Annotated in this window: 14 protein-coding genes; 2 read left to right on the top strand and 12 right to left on the bottom strand. The window is 44.1% G+C overall.

The genetic code is table 11. The annotated features are described in order from the left end of the window. Window positions 1–85: 85 nt before the first annotated feature. On the bottom strand, window positions 86–346 hold the full coding sequence (locus AC3CKG_RS20060) for a DUF5062 family protein (protein ID WP_004732406.1): 261 nt from the start codon (window positions 344–346) through the stop codon (window positions 86–88). A 449-nt stretch (window positions 347–795) separates the two neighbouring features. Here AC3CKG_RS20060 and AC3CKG_RS20055 point away from each other — a divergent pair, with 449 nt between their 5' ends. Beyond that, a complete protein-coding gene (locus AC3CKG_RS20055; protein ID WP_026012328.1) occupies window positions 796–1,011 on the top strand; it encodes a hypothetical protein in 216 nt (71 codons plus the stop codon). 158 nt (window positions 1,012–1,169) lie between these two features. Here the strand turns inward: AC3CKG_RS20055 and AC3CKG_RS20050 are convergent, their stop codons facing one another. After that, window positions 1,170–1,826 carry a Qnr family pentapeptide repeat protein gene (locus AC3CKG_RS20050; protein ID WP_488529890.1) on the bottom strand — a complete coding sequence of 219 codons (657 nt, stop codon included), beginning with the start codon at window positions 1,824–1,826 and terminating at the stop codon, window positions 1,170–1,172. A gap of 320 nt (window positions 1,827–2,146) precedes the next feature. On the opposite strand from AC3CKG_RS20050, the gene AC3CKG_RS20045 reads away from it, so the two are divergent. Next, window positions 2,147–2,725 (top strand): TetR/AcrR family transcriptional regulator, encoded by a 579-nt coding sequence (locus AC3CKG_RS20045; protein ID WP_488529889.1) that lies wholly within the window; start codon window positions 2,147–2,149, stop codon window positions 2,723–2,725. Window positions 2,726–2,830: 105 nt separating this feature from the next. Here AC3CKG_RS20045 and AC3CKG_RS20040 read toward each other — a convergent pair whose 3' ends face one another. The 10 genes from AC3CKG_RS20040 to AC3CKG_RS19995 form a co-directional block, all read right to left on the bottom strand. Beyond that, a complete protein-coding gene (locus AC3CKG_RS20040; RefSeq protein WP_488529888.1) occupies window positions 2,831–4,078 on the bottom strand; it encodes an anaerobic sulfatase maturase in 1,248 nt (415 codons plus the stop codon). 118 nt (window positions 4,079–4,196) lie between these two features. After that, window positions 4,197–5,942: an arylsulfatase gene (locus AC3CKG_RS20035; protein ID WP_488529887.1), complete on the bottom strand. Its 1,746-nt coding sequence runs from the start codon at window positions 5,940–5,942 to the stop codon at window positions 4,197–4,199. 61 nt (window positions 5,943–6,003) lie between these two features. Beyond that, window positions 6,004–6,420 carry a tetratricopeptide repeat protein gene (locus tag AC3CKG_RS20030; RefSeq protein ID WP_488529886.1) on the bottom strand — a complete coding sequence of 139 codons (417 nt, stop codon included), beginning with the start codon at window positions 6,418–6,420 and terminating at the stop codon, window positions 6,004–6,006. Between the two features lie 161 nt (window positions 6,421–6,581). Next, window positions 6,582–7,787 (bottom strand): iron-containing alcohol dehydrogenase, encoded by a 1,206-nt coding sequence (locus AC3CKG_RS20025; protein WP_488529885.1) that lies wholly within the window; start codon window positions 7,785–7,787, stop codon window positions 6,582–6,584. 177 nt (window positions 7,788–7,964) lie between these two features. Further along, on the bottom strand, window positions 7,965–8,408 hold the full coding sequence (locus AC3CKG_RS20020) for a hypothetical protein (RefSeq protein ID WP_488529884.1): 444 nt from the start codon (window positions 8,406–8,408) through the stop codon (window positions 7,965–7,967). Between the two features lie 56 nt (window positions 8,409–8,464). After that, window positions 8,465–9,880: a coniferyl aldehyde dehydrogenase gene (locus AC3CKG_RS20015; RefSeq protein ID WP_488529883.1), complete on the bottom strand. Its 1,416-nt coding sequence runs from the start codon at window positions 9,878–9,880 to the stop codon at window positions 8,465–8,467. Window positions 9,881–10,169: 289 nt separating this feature from the next. Beyond that, complete coding sequence (locus tag AC3CKG_RS20010; RefSeq protein WP_065105893.1) at window positions 10,170–10,652, bottom strand: MarR family winged helix-turn-helix transcriptional regulator; 483 nt, start codon at window positions 10,650–10,652, stop codon at window positions 10,170–10,172. A gap of 362 nt (window positions 10,653–11,014) precedes the next feature. Beyond that, entirely contained in the window at window positions 11,015–12,229 is a 1,215-nt protein-coding gene (gene choV, locus AC3CKG_RS20005) for a choline ABC transporter ATP-binding protein (protein WP_488529882.1), read from the bottom strand. 2 nt (window positions 12,230–12,231) lie between these two features. Beyond that, window positions 12,232–13,074, bottom strand: coding sequence for a choline ABC transporter permease subunit (choW, locus tag AC3CKG_RS20000; RefSeq protein WP_009845976.1), 843 nt, complete (start codon window positions 13,072–13,074; stop codon window positions 12,232–12,234). Between the two features lie 107 nt (window positions 13,075–13,181). Then, window positions 13,182–14,153 (bottom strand): choline ABC transporter substrate-binding protein, encoded by a 972-nt coding sequence (locus AC3CKG_RS19995; RefSeq protein WP_076670981.1) that lies wholly within the window; start codon window positions 14,151–14,153, stop codon window positions 13,182–13,184. Window positions 14,154–14,233 lie beyond the last annotated feature (80 nt).

Below are 14,233 nucleotides of genomic sequence, written 5' to 3'. Positions count from 1 at the left end.
ACAAAGCCTAGCGAGGGATCGCTAGGCTTTTTCAATTAGAAACACATAGGAATTTTTATTGAAGACGATAAAGGCGAAGGCGCCCTTACTTCAATGGGTCATTATCAGGCAGTGCTTTGTGAATCCATAGCGCCAAACGTTTTTTAATGTTGGCACCATCAAGCTTATCATCAGGTAACGGTGTGATCTGATTTACCTCTACAAGGAACAAATACACCGCTTTAACCTTTATCGGTTGGGATGAATGTGGCAAATCAAAACCTTGTAGTTTTGCCATCTTAAAACCGACCTCAACTGCTTTTTTTACCAGCTTATCTTCATTAATGATCTTCGCGGTTTTCGACATATCATCTCCGTCATCTTTTTCGAACGAATTATGAGTATATCAAACACGACAACTGACAAGATTACTGTGATCTCAGTTTGAGGCGTCGCTTTGATAAATAACAGAAAAAGTGTAGCTGGTTAAAATTTTGATTGTAGCCTGAGTGATATTTACTAGGTAAATATTAGTAAGTAACCAGCCTCTTAATAGAAGACTCAATAAATGAGATCTTCAGTCAATAAACCAAAAATCGAACAATATTTGACTTACAATACTAAAGAATACGGAATACCATGATTCTCATATAAATGTTACGCATTCTATCAATAAATAATAACTTTATGTTATTTAACCAGTTTTATACTAGAACGACTTAGATCATATTTATGGGCACCTGTAACTAAAACCTATTTACAAAATACTCATTAAGAAAATAGAATAAATCCACTAATATTGTGCGGGTGTTAAAAATGCGTTACCTATGGGCTTCATTCTGTCATAAAAACCCTATTCTTGGACGAATCGTTCATATCCTTGTTATGTTGGTCGCGTTGGCTTCTATCGTCGTTCCACTGATTTCCAAAGATGCCACAACCATCATAGCCTCGCTGTGTGTCGCGCTAGTATGCTTTATCCTATTCGTGTTCTTTGCACTCTGCGACAAAATGCGTTCAGGTATGCATTAATCAGCCCTATATTCGCCAAGCATTCTCTTTTCTAAACTTCATTATAAAATGCAGGCTCCAAATACAGAAAGCCCAAAGCTATTAGCTTTGGGCTTTTCTTTTATAGCGAAAGCTTACATATTCCAATCAAAATAGCCTGCCGTTGGAAATTACAGCTATCAATCAGGCATCACCACAATACCCATGGTTTCAAGCAGTTGCTCTTGTTGCCACGCGACAATTTTGATTCCTGTTGTATCTACTTTGCGAGGGTCTAACCCTTCAAGTTCTGCATGACACAAGTTAGCCCCTTGCATACTAAATTGTCCCCACACATCTTCCGAGAACACGCCTCGGCTAAGATCGGACTCTTTTAGTGACGCTCCGCCAAGGTAAGTACCTATCCAGCGATTTTCAAATAACTCACACTTCTCTAAACAAGCTTGTTCAAAATTAGCGTAAGACAGGTTGCAACCCGTGATGTATGCCGAGCAAAAATACATGCGATTGCTCACCTGATTGGCAAAATTCGCACGAGTAAAGTTCGCCCCTTTCAAGTCACATTCACGTAGCTCAATCCCATAGCAATTGGCGTTACTAAAATTGGCCATCGCCAACTGGCAGTTCTGGAAACTTGCATCTCGTAAGTCTGCAATATCAAAGTGGCATCCCTCAATATCACCTTGTTCGATGAACTTACAATTAATAAATGTCGCATCACGCAAGTTCGAACGTCTGAAATCACAACGAATAAAAGTACAGGTTGTAAATGTTAGCTCTGATAAATCTTGCTGAGCAAAACTGTGCTGATGATAAGTGCTGTTATTGGTGTCCATTTAGCCCCCTAAAGAAATCAAGCTAAGACTACCATTGTGATCTTAAGAAAACATCAAATTAAAAACCAACAAAAACAGCCACTTGAAACACCCCAATTTGGCCATTTCAAGGCACCAGACAAGCCCTTTAAGGTTGTTATTTTCGTTTTATGGCATGCGCTTATCGTGAAAAAAGTTTTGTGGCTTAGAAGCACAAATAGAAGATAAAGCCACTTTGACGAAACGAATCAATTATCGACAACATACTAACGCTCTAGACTGGACGGTTGGTATGCATATCGCTACACTAATCATCATTCTCGGCATAAAGAGTAAGATCAATGAAAGACATGCGACAAGCTATGCTCGATGCAGGGTTTAGCCTTATTAATGAACACGGATTTGCTGGTGTTGGCCTGATGAAAATCATCAACCAAGCCGAAGGAACTAAAGGTTCTTTTTACCATTACTTCAAATCCAAAGAGCACTTTGGCGAGATCCTTCTAGCCGACTACTTTGATGAGCACCTAGTTAAGCTTGATGACTTTCTGAGTGATGAGACTCTGTCTCGTCGTGACCGCGTTAAAACGTACTTCGAGTTTTGGTGTGCGTCGAAACTGACTGAAGACTTCAATATTCAGTGCCTTGTGGTCAAGCTAGCAGGTGAAGTGTCAGGCTCTGCTAACCCCTTGCAATCAACCATGGCTGAAGGCGCTGAAAAGATCATCCTGCGTATGGCTAAGCTGTTTGAAGAAGGCAATGAGGCCGGTGATTTCACTATCGAAGATCCTGAATCACTATCTCGCACGCTTTATGGCTTATGGCTAGGCTCTACGCTCATGGCCGCGATGCAGCGCAACCGTTCGATTCTGAACAATGCCATGGAAGAGACATTGCTTGCGATGAGCTCAAAAGATTAACCAGTTCCTACACACTAAGAGGCTCGCTTTATATAGCGAGCCTCTTTTGTTTTCAGACTTATTCTTTTTCTACCTAAGCTTTTGCTTATCACGTCATTGATTCGATTACCCCATCCGTGGCGCTAGGTTATTGGTTTTTAGCAAAGCATTGAGTACCGGGTCGATATGTTGAAAGAATTTGAGCCACCCTTCACACAGATAATTTAGTCCGGCTTCACCATCACGACTGTTGATAATTCGGTTCTTGGGGCACTCACCATGACAAGCAAATTTGAACTCACAAGTTTGGCACTGTTTGGGCAACGACTTTTGCTTCGCGAATCCAAAGGTTTGCTGAGCGGGTGAAAACGCCAGCGTCGATAGCGGCTTCTCATTAATATTGCCCAACTGAAACTCAGGAAAGACGTAATGATCGCACGAATACACATCGCCATTGGGTTCAACCGCTAACCCTTTTCCACAGATTTCACTCAAGGTGCACATGGTACTGTCTCTTCCCATCCACACACCGACGAAGTTTTCAAAATAAGGCACAAGCACTCGACCAAAATCGTGTTCGAACCATTCATCAAAAACAGTCGAAAGAAACTCTCCCCATTGCGTTGAACCGACACTCCACGACTCAACTTCGCCAGAGACAGGAATGATCGCTTGTTGATGAGTGAGCCATTGGTTGTTGGTGTGAGCTTCGCGCTTATCGACCACAGGAATAAACTGCAGCTGCTTTGAACCCACTTCGTCACGCAGAAAACGATAAACTTCTAACGGGTATTTTCCTGTCACATCGTTCACACAGGTTAAGGTCGCAAACTCAACGTTATGTTTTTTTAAGTAACTGATTCCACGGATGGTTTGAGAAAAAGTGCCTTTGCCTGCACGGTTGGTTCGGTAGTGATTGTGTAAGTGTTCGGGGCCATCAATGCTCACACCAATGATAAAGTCATTGCTCTTGAAGAACTCGCACCAATCATCATTCAACAAGGTGCCGTTGGTTTGAAGGTCGTTGCTGATCTTGCTGTGGCTAGGGCAGTATTTTTTCTGCAGTGCGACCACCTTTTGAAAATATTCAATCCCCAACAAAGTTGGTTCTCCACCATGCCAAGAAAAGATAATCTCCGGCGTATTCTGCCCCTCAATGTACTGCTTGATATAGAGCTCTAGCAGCGCTTCATCCATCACATATTGAGATCCTTTGGGGTATTCAAGCAGCTGCTGTTTCTCTAAGTAATAACAGTAAGTACAACTGATATTACACACCGCACCAATAGGTTTTGCCAACGCTTGAAGCTTGCTGTGCGCCTTGCCGTTAAACTGCGGAACCGAACTCAGGTTTGATAGTGGTAATGTCGTCATGAAGAATTCCTCGATGTAAAAGTTATTGTATTAGCTAAAACAATTCGTAATTCCTTTACACGGTGTTCATCGACCAACCAAGCTTGTGTCATCAGGTTGGCCGAGTGGTTCATTTCCTCTATTTCACGTTCTCAAACGGGTTCCACGCTTCATCAACTGGCACAATGTTTTGAGCTTTTTCGTACTCTTGATACTCAGCAACCATCTCTAAAAACAAGTCTGGCATTTGGTTTCTTAAGTCATGCTGCTCAGCCGGATCCTGTTTGGTGTTGTACAGGTGCCATTCACTGTCACCGCCCATGCCTGTAGAGATTCGGATGATCTTGTAATCCCCTTTGAGCAAAATGCCGCTGCCAAACAGTTCAAATGGAATCGCATTATCCGCACTGTGCACCTCTGCCGTTTCACCTTTGAAGTAAGGCAACAAGCTCACACCACTCATTGGTGCGACTTCTCGACCTTGGTACTCTGTTCCTGGGTGCTCAACATCGGCGATTTCAAGAATGGTGGCTGCGATGTCTTTTACTTGTGATAAGTCATCGGTTTGAGTGCCGGGTTGCAGCGCTTGATCGCCCTCTAAAAGCGCTTTCGCAGGCTTAACGATAAACGGCACACGAATACCACCTTCTGCCGTGTACGCTTTATACCAAGACAAACCACCGGTTGATGCGCTTGCCCACTCAGGGCCTAATGAAACGCTAGAGTTGGCTTTCCCTAGATTTTCCGTCGAGTTGTCGAAATGATGCGCCGTCCATGTGCGAATCAAATCACTGATATTTTCACCGGTAATATCCGCAGCTTCAGGACCGTTGTCTGCCAGATACATAATGTAGGTATTGTCGTACTCACCGATCTCTTTTAGGTAATCGACAACCTGACCGACTTGTTGATCTTGCATCTCCATCATGCCCATCGCCACCGCCATCTTCTTGCCATACCACTCTTGTTGTTTCTCAGACAAAGAGTCCCAAGGGCGACTTAATGCATTACGATTTGAGATATCGGCATCTTTAGGAATGACGCCCATCTCCTTCATACGTTCAAAGCGGTCTTCACGAATCGAATCCCAACCATGCTCGACGTAGTAGTCGACTTTATCTTGATACGCTGATTCTGGTGCTTGCAACGGAAGGTGTATGGCGGTGAAAGGAAGATAAGCGAAGAAAGGCTTACCGTCGTCTTTCTTGCCATCAATCATCTTGATGAGTTCGTTGGTGTAAACTTGGTCGGAGTACTCGCCTTTGTATTTATCCTCAACGACTTCACCGTTTCTGTATGTAGGCTCAACTTCAACGCCGGGAATGTCGCCTTTTTGAAGCGCTTCAGCGGTAGCCGCGTTTTTGGCAGGGAACATCATGTCGCGGTTAAAGTGATTCGAACCGCCCGCTAAAATGCCGTAACTTTCCGAAAAACCTCGGTCATCGGGCAGGAACCCATCATCATGACCTAAATGCCATTTACCCGATAAATACGTGTTATAGCCATTTTCTTTGAGCAGCGTAGCCACTGTTACGCCCTTCTTGGTCAGGTAGCCTTCATAGCCCGGTTTGCCAATCGCACCCGGATAGACAGCATAATCGAAAGTGCCTAGCCCAACTTCGTGGCTGTTCGCTCCAGTTAACATCATTGAGCGAGTCACTGATGAGGTTGGTGAGGCATGGAAGTTAGTGAATTTAACCCCCTCTTCAGCCAACGCCATCAAGTTGGGGGTTTCGGCTTCTGAGCCATAAGGCTGGGTATCAGCAAAGCCAACATCATCACCGACAATAACAACGATGTTCGGCTTGTCTGATTCGGTGGCGAAGGCGGCGCTACTTGCGGCGGCCATCGCGGTGAATAGTAGGGATTTCTTGAATGTCTGCATAAGACGTTCTCCAATTTCTGTGATTAACTTTTTCTGTGATTAACCTGGGTTAGAATCTGAATTAGTGCGCGGCTTGGGACATCCAATGTAATAAGTCGAGCGCAGGGTCATAATCTTGAGCAGCTGCCAAACCGATCCAGGTGACAGCGTCCGCTTGGCTAACCTGAACGCCACTTCCAGAGAAGTACATTAGGCCAAGCTGTGTTTGAGCTTCAGGGCTACCGGCACTGGCTGCGGTTTCAAACCATTCCGCCGCTTTCTCGTCATTCTGCTCAACACCATCACCGCTCAAATACCGATAAGCGAGAGCAAGTTGCGCTTCAGACTTTCCTTCATATGCTTCATCCAACAGCTGAACAGCATCTTGATGTTGTTCAGATAAAGCCGTGGAGCTTTCGCTTCCCACACTTGCCTTAGCAAAAAGCAGAACAGCCAAAGCACCAGTCAGAATCACGGTAGTTAAACGTTTATTGAACATTTATTTCCTCCTCGGGAATAAAGGTCACAACGTCCCTGTCGAGTGAATTAAGCGAAAAGTAGGAATGGCGCGATGATGCACAAGCTCGATAGCAATACGTTTTCAATCTTCATAATTTGTCCTCGATTTACAGTGAGTTTTTTGAATGCTTAATGAGACGACTAAATCGCTTTTTCTATAATCTGTTCAATCGTATGTTTTGAGATTGGATAGAACTGGAAGCAGATGTCTTTCTCAATCGCTTGAGCAATATTGCGCTTCTCTTGCTCATCAAAGTCCCAGCTGCTGAAACGTTTCATCGCACCGACACTGGTTTGGAAGTTGTTTAAGAAATCCAACACTCTCAGGTAAACCATCTCATCGGTTCCGGTAGTATCGACCGAGAAAGCTTGAGCTAACTTCGCCGCATTAGGCATATAGAATTCCGGCAGCGCTTCAATCACAACCGGCATCAGTACCGTGTTGGCATCGCCATGTGGAATGTGGCTAATCGCACCAAAAGCGTGAGCACAGTTATGAATCGGAATGCCGCCCAAAGACGAATAGAAAGCAGAGATCGCCATGGTACTTGCTTGAAGAAGGTTGCCGCGTGCTGTTAGGTTTTCTGGTTCTCTAAGTGCCACGGGTAAGTTTTCTACAATCAGTTTTGCAGCCTGAATACCATAAGCGTCGGTAAACGCATTGCTCATTGGAGACACAATGGCCTCAACGGCGTGCGTTAGTGCATCCATCGCAGTTGAGCGAGTCAGGTGAGCAGGTAGCTTGGTGGTGACGGTCGGATCAAGAATCGCTATGTCAGCCTCCAAACCAGACGCCACTAAACTTGCCTTGATGTTTTCATGCTCGTTATAAAAAACCGCGATCGGAGAAGCTTCAGCACCCGTGCCAGCCGTTGTTGGTACGGCGATATGGGGCACTCGAATATCTTCGTTGTTTGGCCACACTTCCATAAAGCCACCGCCAGCAATCACGGTACGGATATCATCAATCTGCTTATGAAGTGCGTATTTCACGCCCTTGGAAGCATCAATCACACTACCGCCACCGACAGACAAAATAGCGTCGGCATTTAAGCTATTAGCAAACTCAATCGCAGCATTGATGTTGTCGCAAGTCGCATCTGGCGCAATATCGGTGTACACACCAACGAGCTGAGCCGCTTGTTGGTTTGCTTCTTGATTCGCCGTCTGATTTACAAACAACGCAGAGAATTGTTCAACAAAGCCCAAAGACTCCAAGCCTTTGTCAGAAAAAAGCACGACTCTTTTCGCGCCTAAGCGAGCAAATAAAGAAGGGATATTTTCGATGCCGTTCTCTTGAGCATGAACAATGGTTTTCAGTTGAAAGTTAAAGTTATTGGTAGTCATGGTGTTTACCTCGTTTATGTTTGATGACTAAACAATAACCAATACAAACCGGTCGGTCTAGAGTGTTAATGTCAAAGATATGTCAATTAAGATCGTTGAGGATCATTTGTCTGAAACAAAAAAAGCCCGCAAATGCGGACTTAAAAATATTAGATTCAACGAGCTGAACGACAGAGGTTAACGCAAGTGAGCGGGTACCTTTTTTTTGTCTCGGTTGAGATAGTAATACAGATAAACCAAAGAGTAGATGGTCACAAACGCATCGAGCGCAAACACGCCGCTCCAACCGAAAAACCACTCATAATCATTAATGCAGACGTTGTATAAAAAGATGCCAACAAACATCGACTTCTCAAATGCGCTGTAAATCATGGTCGAAGTACGCAGTGATTTGTACTTGGCCGAAAACATCAGCAACACACCAATACAGCCAACCATCACACCCCAGTGCTGATAGGTACCCAACAGATACTCTTTATTTTCCATCATCGTATCGTTGTAAGAAAATAAGGTCTGCATGCTCCAATCCGGAGCCAAAAAGGTGGAAAAAGCAGTGGCGGTTAAGAATCCAGTAATCATCAAATACGATTTCATGGTTCGTTCAAAAAAGCGTTCCAACATAAAATACCCTCTAAAAATAACTTCTTAATAATGAATAGCGTAATGACAGAAATGATTTACTTACCAAGCATGCTCATCACTGCTGTTTTTAATTCGTTGTCTTCTTTTGAAAACAGATGCTTAACTCGATGTTCTAAGCCCGTTTCCAAAACTGTTTTGGCATGGGAGAAAGTGAGAAAACCTTCTTTACCGTGATAATTGCCCTGCCCTGATTCACCAATGCCACCAAACGGCGCATCATCAACCGCTAAATGGAAAACACAGTCATTGATACACATTCCACCGGAATGCACTTGGTGCTTAACCTGAGCCTGTAAACTCAAATCAAAGCTCATCAGATACAGCGCCAAAGGCCTTGGTTTGCTATTGATGATTTGGAACGCCTCTTCGATATTGCGATACGTAATCAAGGGTAATAGTGGGCCGAAAATCTCTTCGTTCATCACCTTAGATGACAAGCTTGGTTCAACAATCAGATGTGTCACCAGTCGTTGGCAATCTAAGTCCATCGCGTCGTCATGGCAGGCCACAGTTCGAGTTCCCGCTTGTTGTTCTTCATTCAACAAACCCACGATGCGGTCGCATTGGCGAGGGTTGATTAGGGACGTCAAATTCTCGGAATAGACCCCTTCATCAAACAGCAGTTGATATTGTTTTTTATATTCCTCAATAAAACCTTCGAGTTTGTCTTCAGGAAGTAGCACGTAGTCAGGCGCGACACACACTTGGCCGTTGTTGAGACTCTTGCCATAAATGATTCGCTCGACAGCAATATCAATCGGGATGTCTTCTGCCACGATGACTGGAGACTTGCCACCAAGCTCAAGAGTGACGGGAGTTAGCGTGTCAGCCGCTGACTTCATCACTTGACGACCCACTTGGGTTGACCCTGTAAACAGAAGATGATCAAACGGCAATGCAGAAAACGCAGCGGCTATTTCGACCTCGCCCTCAACAAGACATACCTCGTTGGCATTGAAGACTTCATCCAATAGTTGTCTTAAAACGTCATTGGTTGCTGGCGTAAATTCACTCATCTTGATCATGGCGCGATTGCCCGCTGCCAAGGCTGAAATGAGCGGGCCTACGGATAACATGATAGGGAAATTCCACGGGGCAATGATCCCCACTACGCCTTTAGGCTGATAAACCACTTCAACACGAGAAGTGGAAAGCAAAGGACCGGAGTGGCGAATTGAAGATGTTGTCCAATGCGGCAAACACTCGATGGTGTGATCGATGTTTCCTAAACAAGGAAGTATGTCGGCCATCAAAGTATCTTGTCGGCTGCGGTGACCATAGTCCTCACTTACCGCGGCACACAAACGGTCTGTGTAATCGAGCAGAACAGATTTCAGCGCAAGCAACTGTTCTATTCTCACCGGCACAGTGGGCATCGGATCATCTGCAAAAGCTTCCTGCATACTCTTCAACGTCGCTGTCATTTGTGTCGCCGTCAATTCATGTTTCATACATCACCTCATGGTTAGGAGAGGCACACAATAATACACAACAAACCGGTCGGTCTAGTATTATTTTGTCAGAGAATCGTCAATGCGTTTATGAAATAAGTGAATAAACGTTAAACAAATTAAAAATCAAAAAGCTTGGGAATTTAAAATCGAAAGGGATAATTAGAAGACAGTTTAGACTGAAATAGTCAAAGGGATAGAGGCTATAAGATCAAAAATGGCCGCTCAAAGCGACCATTAAATATTATTTTAAGATTTTGTTTTTAAAACAATTAACTCAGCTAGCTAATTAGCTCTTAGCAACGTTAGCAATGCCTTCAAGCTGTAGAACTGGGGCAGCGTCGATGTCTTCGGCGTTCATCATTGAAGACACACGTTGCATCGAAGAAAGCAACAGGCTTTGCTCCCACGCTTCTAGGTTTTGGAATTTTTTAACGAAGTTATCTTGTAGCGGTGGTGGCGCATTGTTAAGTAGCTCTTGGCCTTTCTCCGTCAAATTCGCATGAACTTTACGTCGATCAGCAACACTACGGATACGCTGCACATAACCATTAAGCTCTAGGCGATCGATGATCGTCGTTGTCGTCGCTTGACTCACATTAGTTTGATTAGACAATTCTTTGATCGTCACATTACCCATCTCTTGGATTGCGCGCATTAAAATCAATTGAGGGCCCGTCAAACCATACTCTTTACTCAGCTTTTTCGAGTGTAAATCGATAGCGCGAATAATTTGGCGAATAGCGACCAAGATTTCGTCATGTTTATCCAAGATGCAGACCTTTGTACTAATATACTGTGAGTGACTTTACAGTGCCGGGGCGATGAGATTTCCAAACTGAACAGCTTAGGATCGCTCGAATTACACTGTAAATTGATAATTTACTTCATTGATTTTTCCGCATTGTACTGATGTTAATACTATTCTCAATCTTTTCTATACCACTAAACTTGCGTGGTACGGCACTTTTGCTTAATGAAGGGGGAATCAAAGCTTCAATGAAGGCAAAAATAATGAGTCAGAGAATACAAGCTCAAAGAATAATATATTTTAATAATCATAGAGGTAGAGAGATTTAACCCTCTCCACCCAATAAAAAACCAGCCTCAATAGCTAAGCTGAAAAACGAAACTTTACGCAGCGGTATTCATCTGAAAGTTACCAGTAAGCGCATTATAAAATTCACTGTTATCCAAAATACCGACCAGTTTATTGTCTTCCACAAGCAAAATCGGGTGATTACTTAGCTGTTTCAGTTTAATCGCATCGCGCATGCCAATCTCTGGACTTGCCACTACAACACTTGACGCGCTGATTGCCGTTAAATCGTCAGATTCGTTCCACTTAACAAGCGCTAAAGTCGATTCACCTTTTACAGACAAAGTACCTTCACTCTGCTCAATCCATAAGTCTTTAGAGTCACAGATCTTCCAACTTTCATCTTCTTGTTTCAAAGAATCCAGTGGCTGCATCAACGAACGACCTTTCAATACGTTCAACGGGTTAGTATGTGCGACAAAATCTTTCACATATTCCGTTTTTGGCGTGAGTACGATCTCTTCAGGCTTACCATGTTGAATCAATTTACCTGACTCCATGATCGCAATGTTATTACCAATCTTCAGCGCTTCGTCTAAATCATGACTCACGAACAGAATCGTTTTGTTAAGCTTGTTTTGCAATAGAATTAGCTCATCTTGCAACTGCGCACGAATCAGCGGATCCAGCGCTGAAAACGGTTCATCCATAAGAAGAATGTCGGTATCCATCGCAAAGGCACGCGCTAGGCCAACACGTTGCTGCATACCGCCAGATAGTTCATGCGGATACTTGGTTTCCCACTCTGCCAAACCCACCATTTCAAGCTGCTCACGCGCTTTAGCACGACGAACATCTTTGGCTACGCCTTGCATTTCTAGACCAAACGCCACGTTATCTAACACGTTTAACCAAGGCATTAGGGCAAACTTTTGGAACACCATCGAAACGCGGTGAGTACGAAGGTGACGCAGAGTCGCTTCGTCGCACTGTTCACCTAAATCAACCAGCTTGTCTCCATCTTTGATCGCCAATGAGCCACGGCTGATCTCATTCAAGCCGTTAACTGCGCGAAGCAAAGATGATTTACCAGAACCAGACAAACCCATCAGCACACAAATCTCGCCTTCTTCAACGGTCAGCGACACATTATCTACGCCAACGACTTGGCCAGTCTCATCAATGATCTCTTGGCGAGTTTTACCTTGGTCGAGCAGCTCAAGCGCTTGCTTCGGCTTATCACCAAACACAACATCGAGGTTTTTAATGGTAATCGCATCCATAGCCTTTGGTTCCTGAGAGTTAGACATGATTAAGCTTCCTTCTGGTTTGGTGTTTTGCACAAGCGATCAAGAATAATAGCGACTAATACAATCGCCAGCCCGGCTTCAAAACCTTGTGAGATGTTCACTGTGTTCAATGCGCGAACAACAGGTTTACCAAGCCCGTCAGCACCGACAAGAGCAGCGATAACCACCATCGAAAGCGACAACATAATACATTGGGTGACACCTGCCATAATGCTTGGTAAAGCAGCCGGTAATTCGACCTTCATCAGCAATTTCATGCGGCTCGCACCAAACGCTTTACCCGCTTCAATCAACTCTTCAGGTACTTTGGTGACGCCTAAGTAAGTCAAACGAATTGGTGCGGCAATGGCGAAGATGATGGTCGAGATTAAGCCAGGAACGATGCCCAAGCCGAATAAAACCAAAGTCGGAATCAGATACACAAACGTTGGAACCGTCTGCATTAAATCAAGAATGGGTCTAAGCACCGTATACAACCAAGGGCGATGCGCGGCCATAATGCCAACTGGAACGCCAATTAATACGGAAATCGTTGTCGCTGCAAAAACGAGGACAAAGGTTTCCAGCATTTCTTGCCAGTAGCCAAGGTTTAAAATAGTCAGCAAAGCTGCAACCACGAAAATCACAAGCGAGGGTTTACGGTGTAAATACCATGCAATCGCTGCGGTCATCACGATTGGTAAAGCCGGTGGCATCCACTTAAATACATCGACTAAAAACATAATGACGGTTTCTAGAAAAATCGAAATAGCGTCAAAGAATCCTGCTGCATTGATTGTTAGCCAATCAACACCCGCTTCCATCCATTGACCAACAGGGATTTTGTTTTCCGTAATAAAATTCACAATATTGCCTTTTATTATGGGTGGGCTACTTCAAACCAATAGACAATTGGCAAGCCCACCTTTTTTATTTATAGAGCTTTGATAAATAGATCGATAGGTAGGTAAAACTAAGCTTTAACTTGTTTTAGGTATTCAGTAACCGCTTGAGCCGCTGATTCACCTTTATGCGTTTTTACGTTGTCTAACCAAGCTTCAACTTGTTGAGGGTTATTGTTCAACCATTGTTGAGCCGCTTTCTCAGGCTTCACTTTTTGGTTAAGAATCTCTTCCATCAACTGGTTTTCCATCTCTAGAGTGAACTCTAGGTTTTGCAGAAGTTGACCGACGTTTGCACATTCAGACAAGTAGTTTGAACGAACATTGGTGTAAACATTCGCGCCGCCGTAGTTAGGGCCGAAGAAGTCGTCACCACCTGATAGGTATTCCATCTCAACATTGCTGTTCATTGGGTGCGGTGCCCAACCAAGGTAAACGATCCACTGGCTACGACGAGCAGCGCGAGATACTTGCGATACCATGCCCGCTTCACTTGATTCCACTAGGCTGAAATCTTTCAAGCCAAACGCGTCAGAATCAATCATTGATTGGATTAAGCGGTTGCCATCGTTACCCGGCTCAATACCGTAGATGCGGTCTTTAAATTTGTCGGCATGTTTTGCTAGGTCGGCGAAGCTTTTCACGCCAGAGTCGTACACGTATTTAGGAACAGCAAGCGTGTATTTTGCGCCTTCAAGGTTGGCACGCACTGTCTCAACCGTTCCCGCTTCGCGGTACTTAGCGATGTCGCCTTCCATAGTTGGCATCCAGTTACCTAGGAATACGTCAATATCGCCGTTCGCCATTGAAGAGTAAGTAACCGGTACTGAAAGTAGGTCAGTTTTGGTTTTGTAGCCTAGGCCTTTCAGTAGCTCAGAAGTGACAGCCGTTGTTGCGGTAATGTCTGTCCAACCAACATCAGCGAAGCGTACGTTTTCACATTGTTGTGGTTCAACAGAAGCGTTCGCACCAAATGCAAATGAGCTGATGGCTAGTGCTGTTAACGTTTTTGTCGTCACGTTCTGAATATTTAGAGTCGTCATAATGGTTCCTTTTTATCTTTCCTTTTTCTGCTCGATATCAACGCCGATAGAGAGCAGTTCTTCTGACTTTTGACTAATTA

Source organism: Vibrio sp. QJM3NY_15, assembly GCF_057785995.1.
This window is presented reverse-complemented; position numbering and strand designations above follow the sequence as displayed.

Excerpts from the sequence above, each read along its gene's own strand:
- AC3CKG_RS20015 (WP_488529883.1), bottom strand. The coding sequence starts at position 9,880 with ATGAAACATGAATTGACGGCGACACAAATGACAGCGACGTTGAAGAGT.
- AC3CKG_RS20020 (WP_488529884.1), bottom strand. The coding sequence starts at position 8,408 with ATGTTGGAACGCTTTTTTGAACGAACCATGAAATCGTATTTGATGATT.
- AC3CKG_RS20045 (WP_488529889.1), top strand. The coding sequence starts at position 2,147 with ATGAAAGACATGCGACAAGCTATGCTCGATGCAGGGTTTAGCCTTATT.
- AC3CKG_RS20055 (WP_026012328.1), top strand. The coding sequence starts at position 796 with ATGCGTTACCTATGGGCTTCATTCTGTCATAAAAACCCTATTCTTGGA.
- choV (WP_488529882.1), bottom strand. The coding sequence starts at position 12,229 with ATGTCTAACTCTCAGGAACCAAAGGCTATGGATGCGATTACCATTAAA.
- AC3CKG_RS20040 (WP_488529888.1), bottom strand. The coding sequence starts at position 4,078 with ATGACGACATTACCACTATCAAACCTGAGTTCGGTTCCGCAGTTTAAC.
- AC3CKG_RS20035 (WP_488529887.1), bottom strand. The coding sequence starts at position 5,942 with ATGCAGACATTCAAGAAATCCCTACTATTCACCGCGATGGCCGCCGCA.
- AC3CKG_RS20030 (WP_488529886.1), bottom strand. The coding sequence starts at position 6,420 with ATGTTCAATAAACGTTTAACTACCGTGATTCTGACTGGTGCTTTGGCT.
- AC3CKG_RS20050 (WP_488529890.1), bottom strand. The coding sequence starts at position 1,826 with ATGGACACCAATAACAGCACTTATCATCAGCACAGTTTTGCTCAGCAA.
- AC3CKG_RS19995 (WP_076670981.1), bottom strand. The coding sequence starts at position 14,153 with ATGACGACTCTAAATATTCAGAACGTGACGACAAAAACGTTAACAGCA.
- AC3CKG_RS20025 (WP_488529885.1), bottom strand. The coding sequence starts at position 7,787 with ATGACTACCAATAACTTTAACTTTCAACTGAAAACCATTGTTCATGCT.
- AC3CKG_RS20060 (WP_004732406.1), bottom strand. The coding sequence starts at position 346 with ATGTCGAAAACCGCGAAGATCATTAATGAAGATAAGCTGGTAAAAAAA.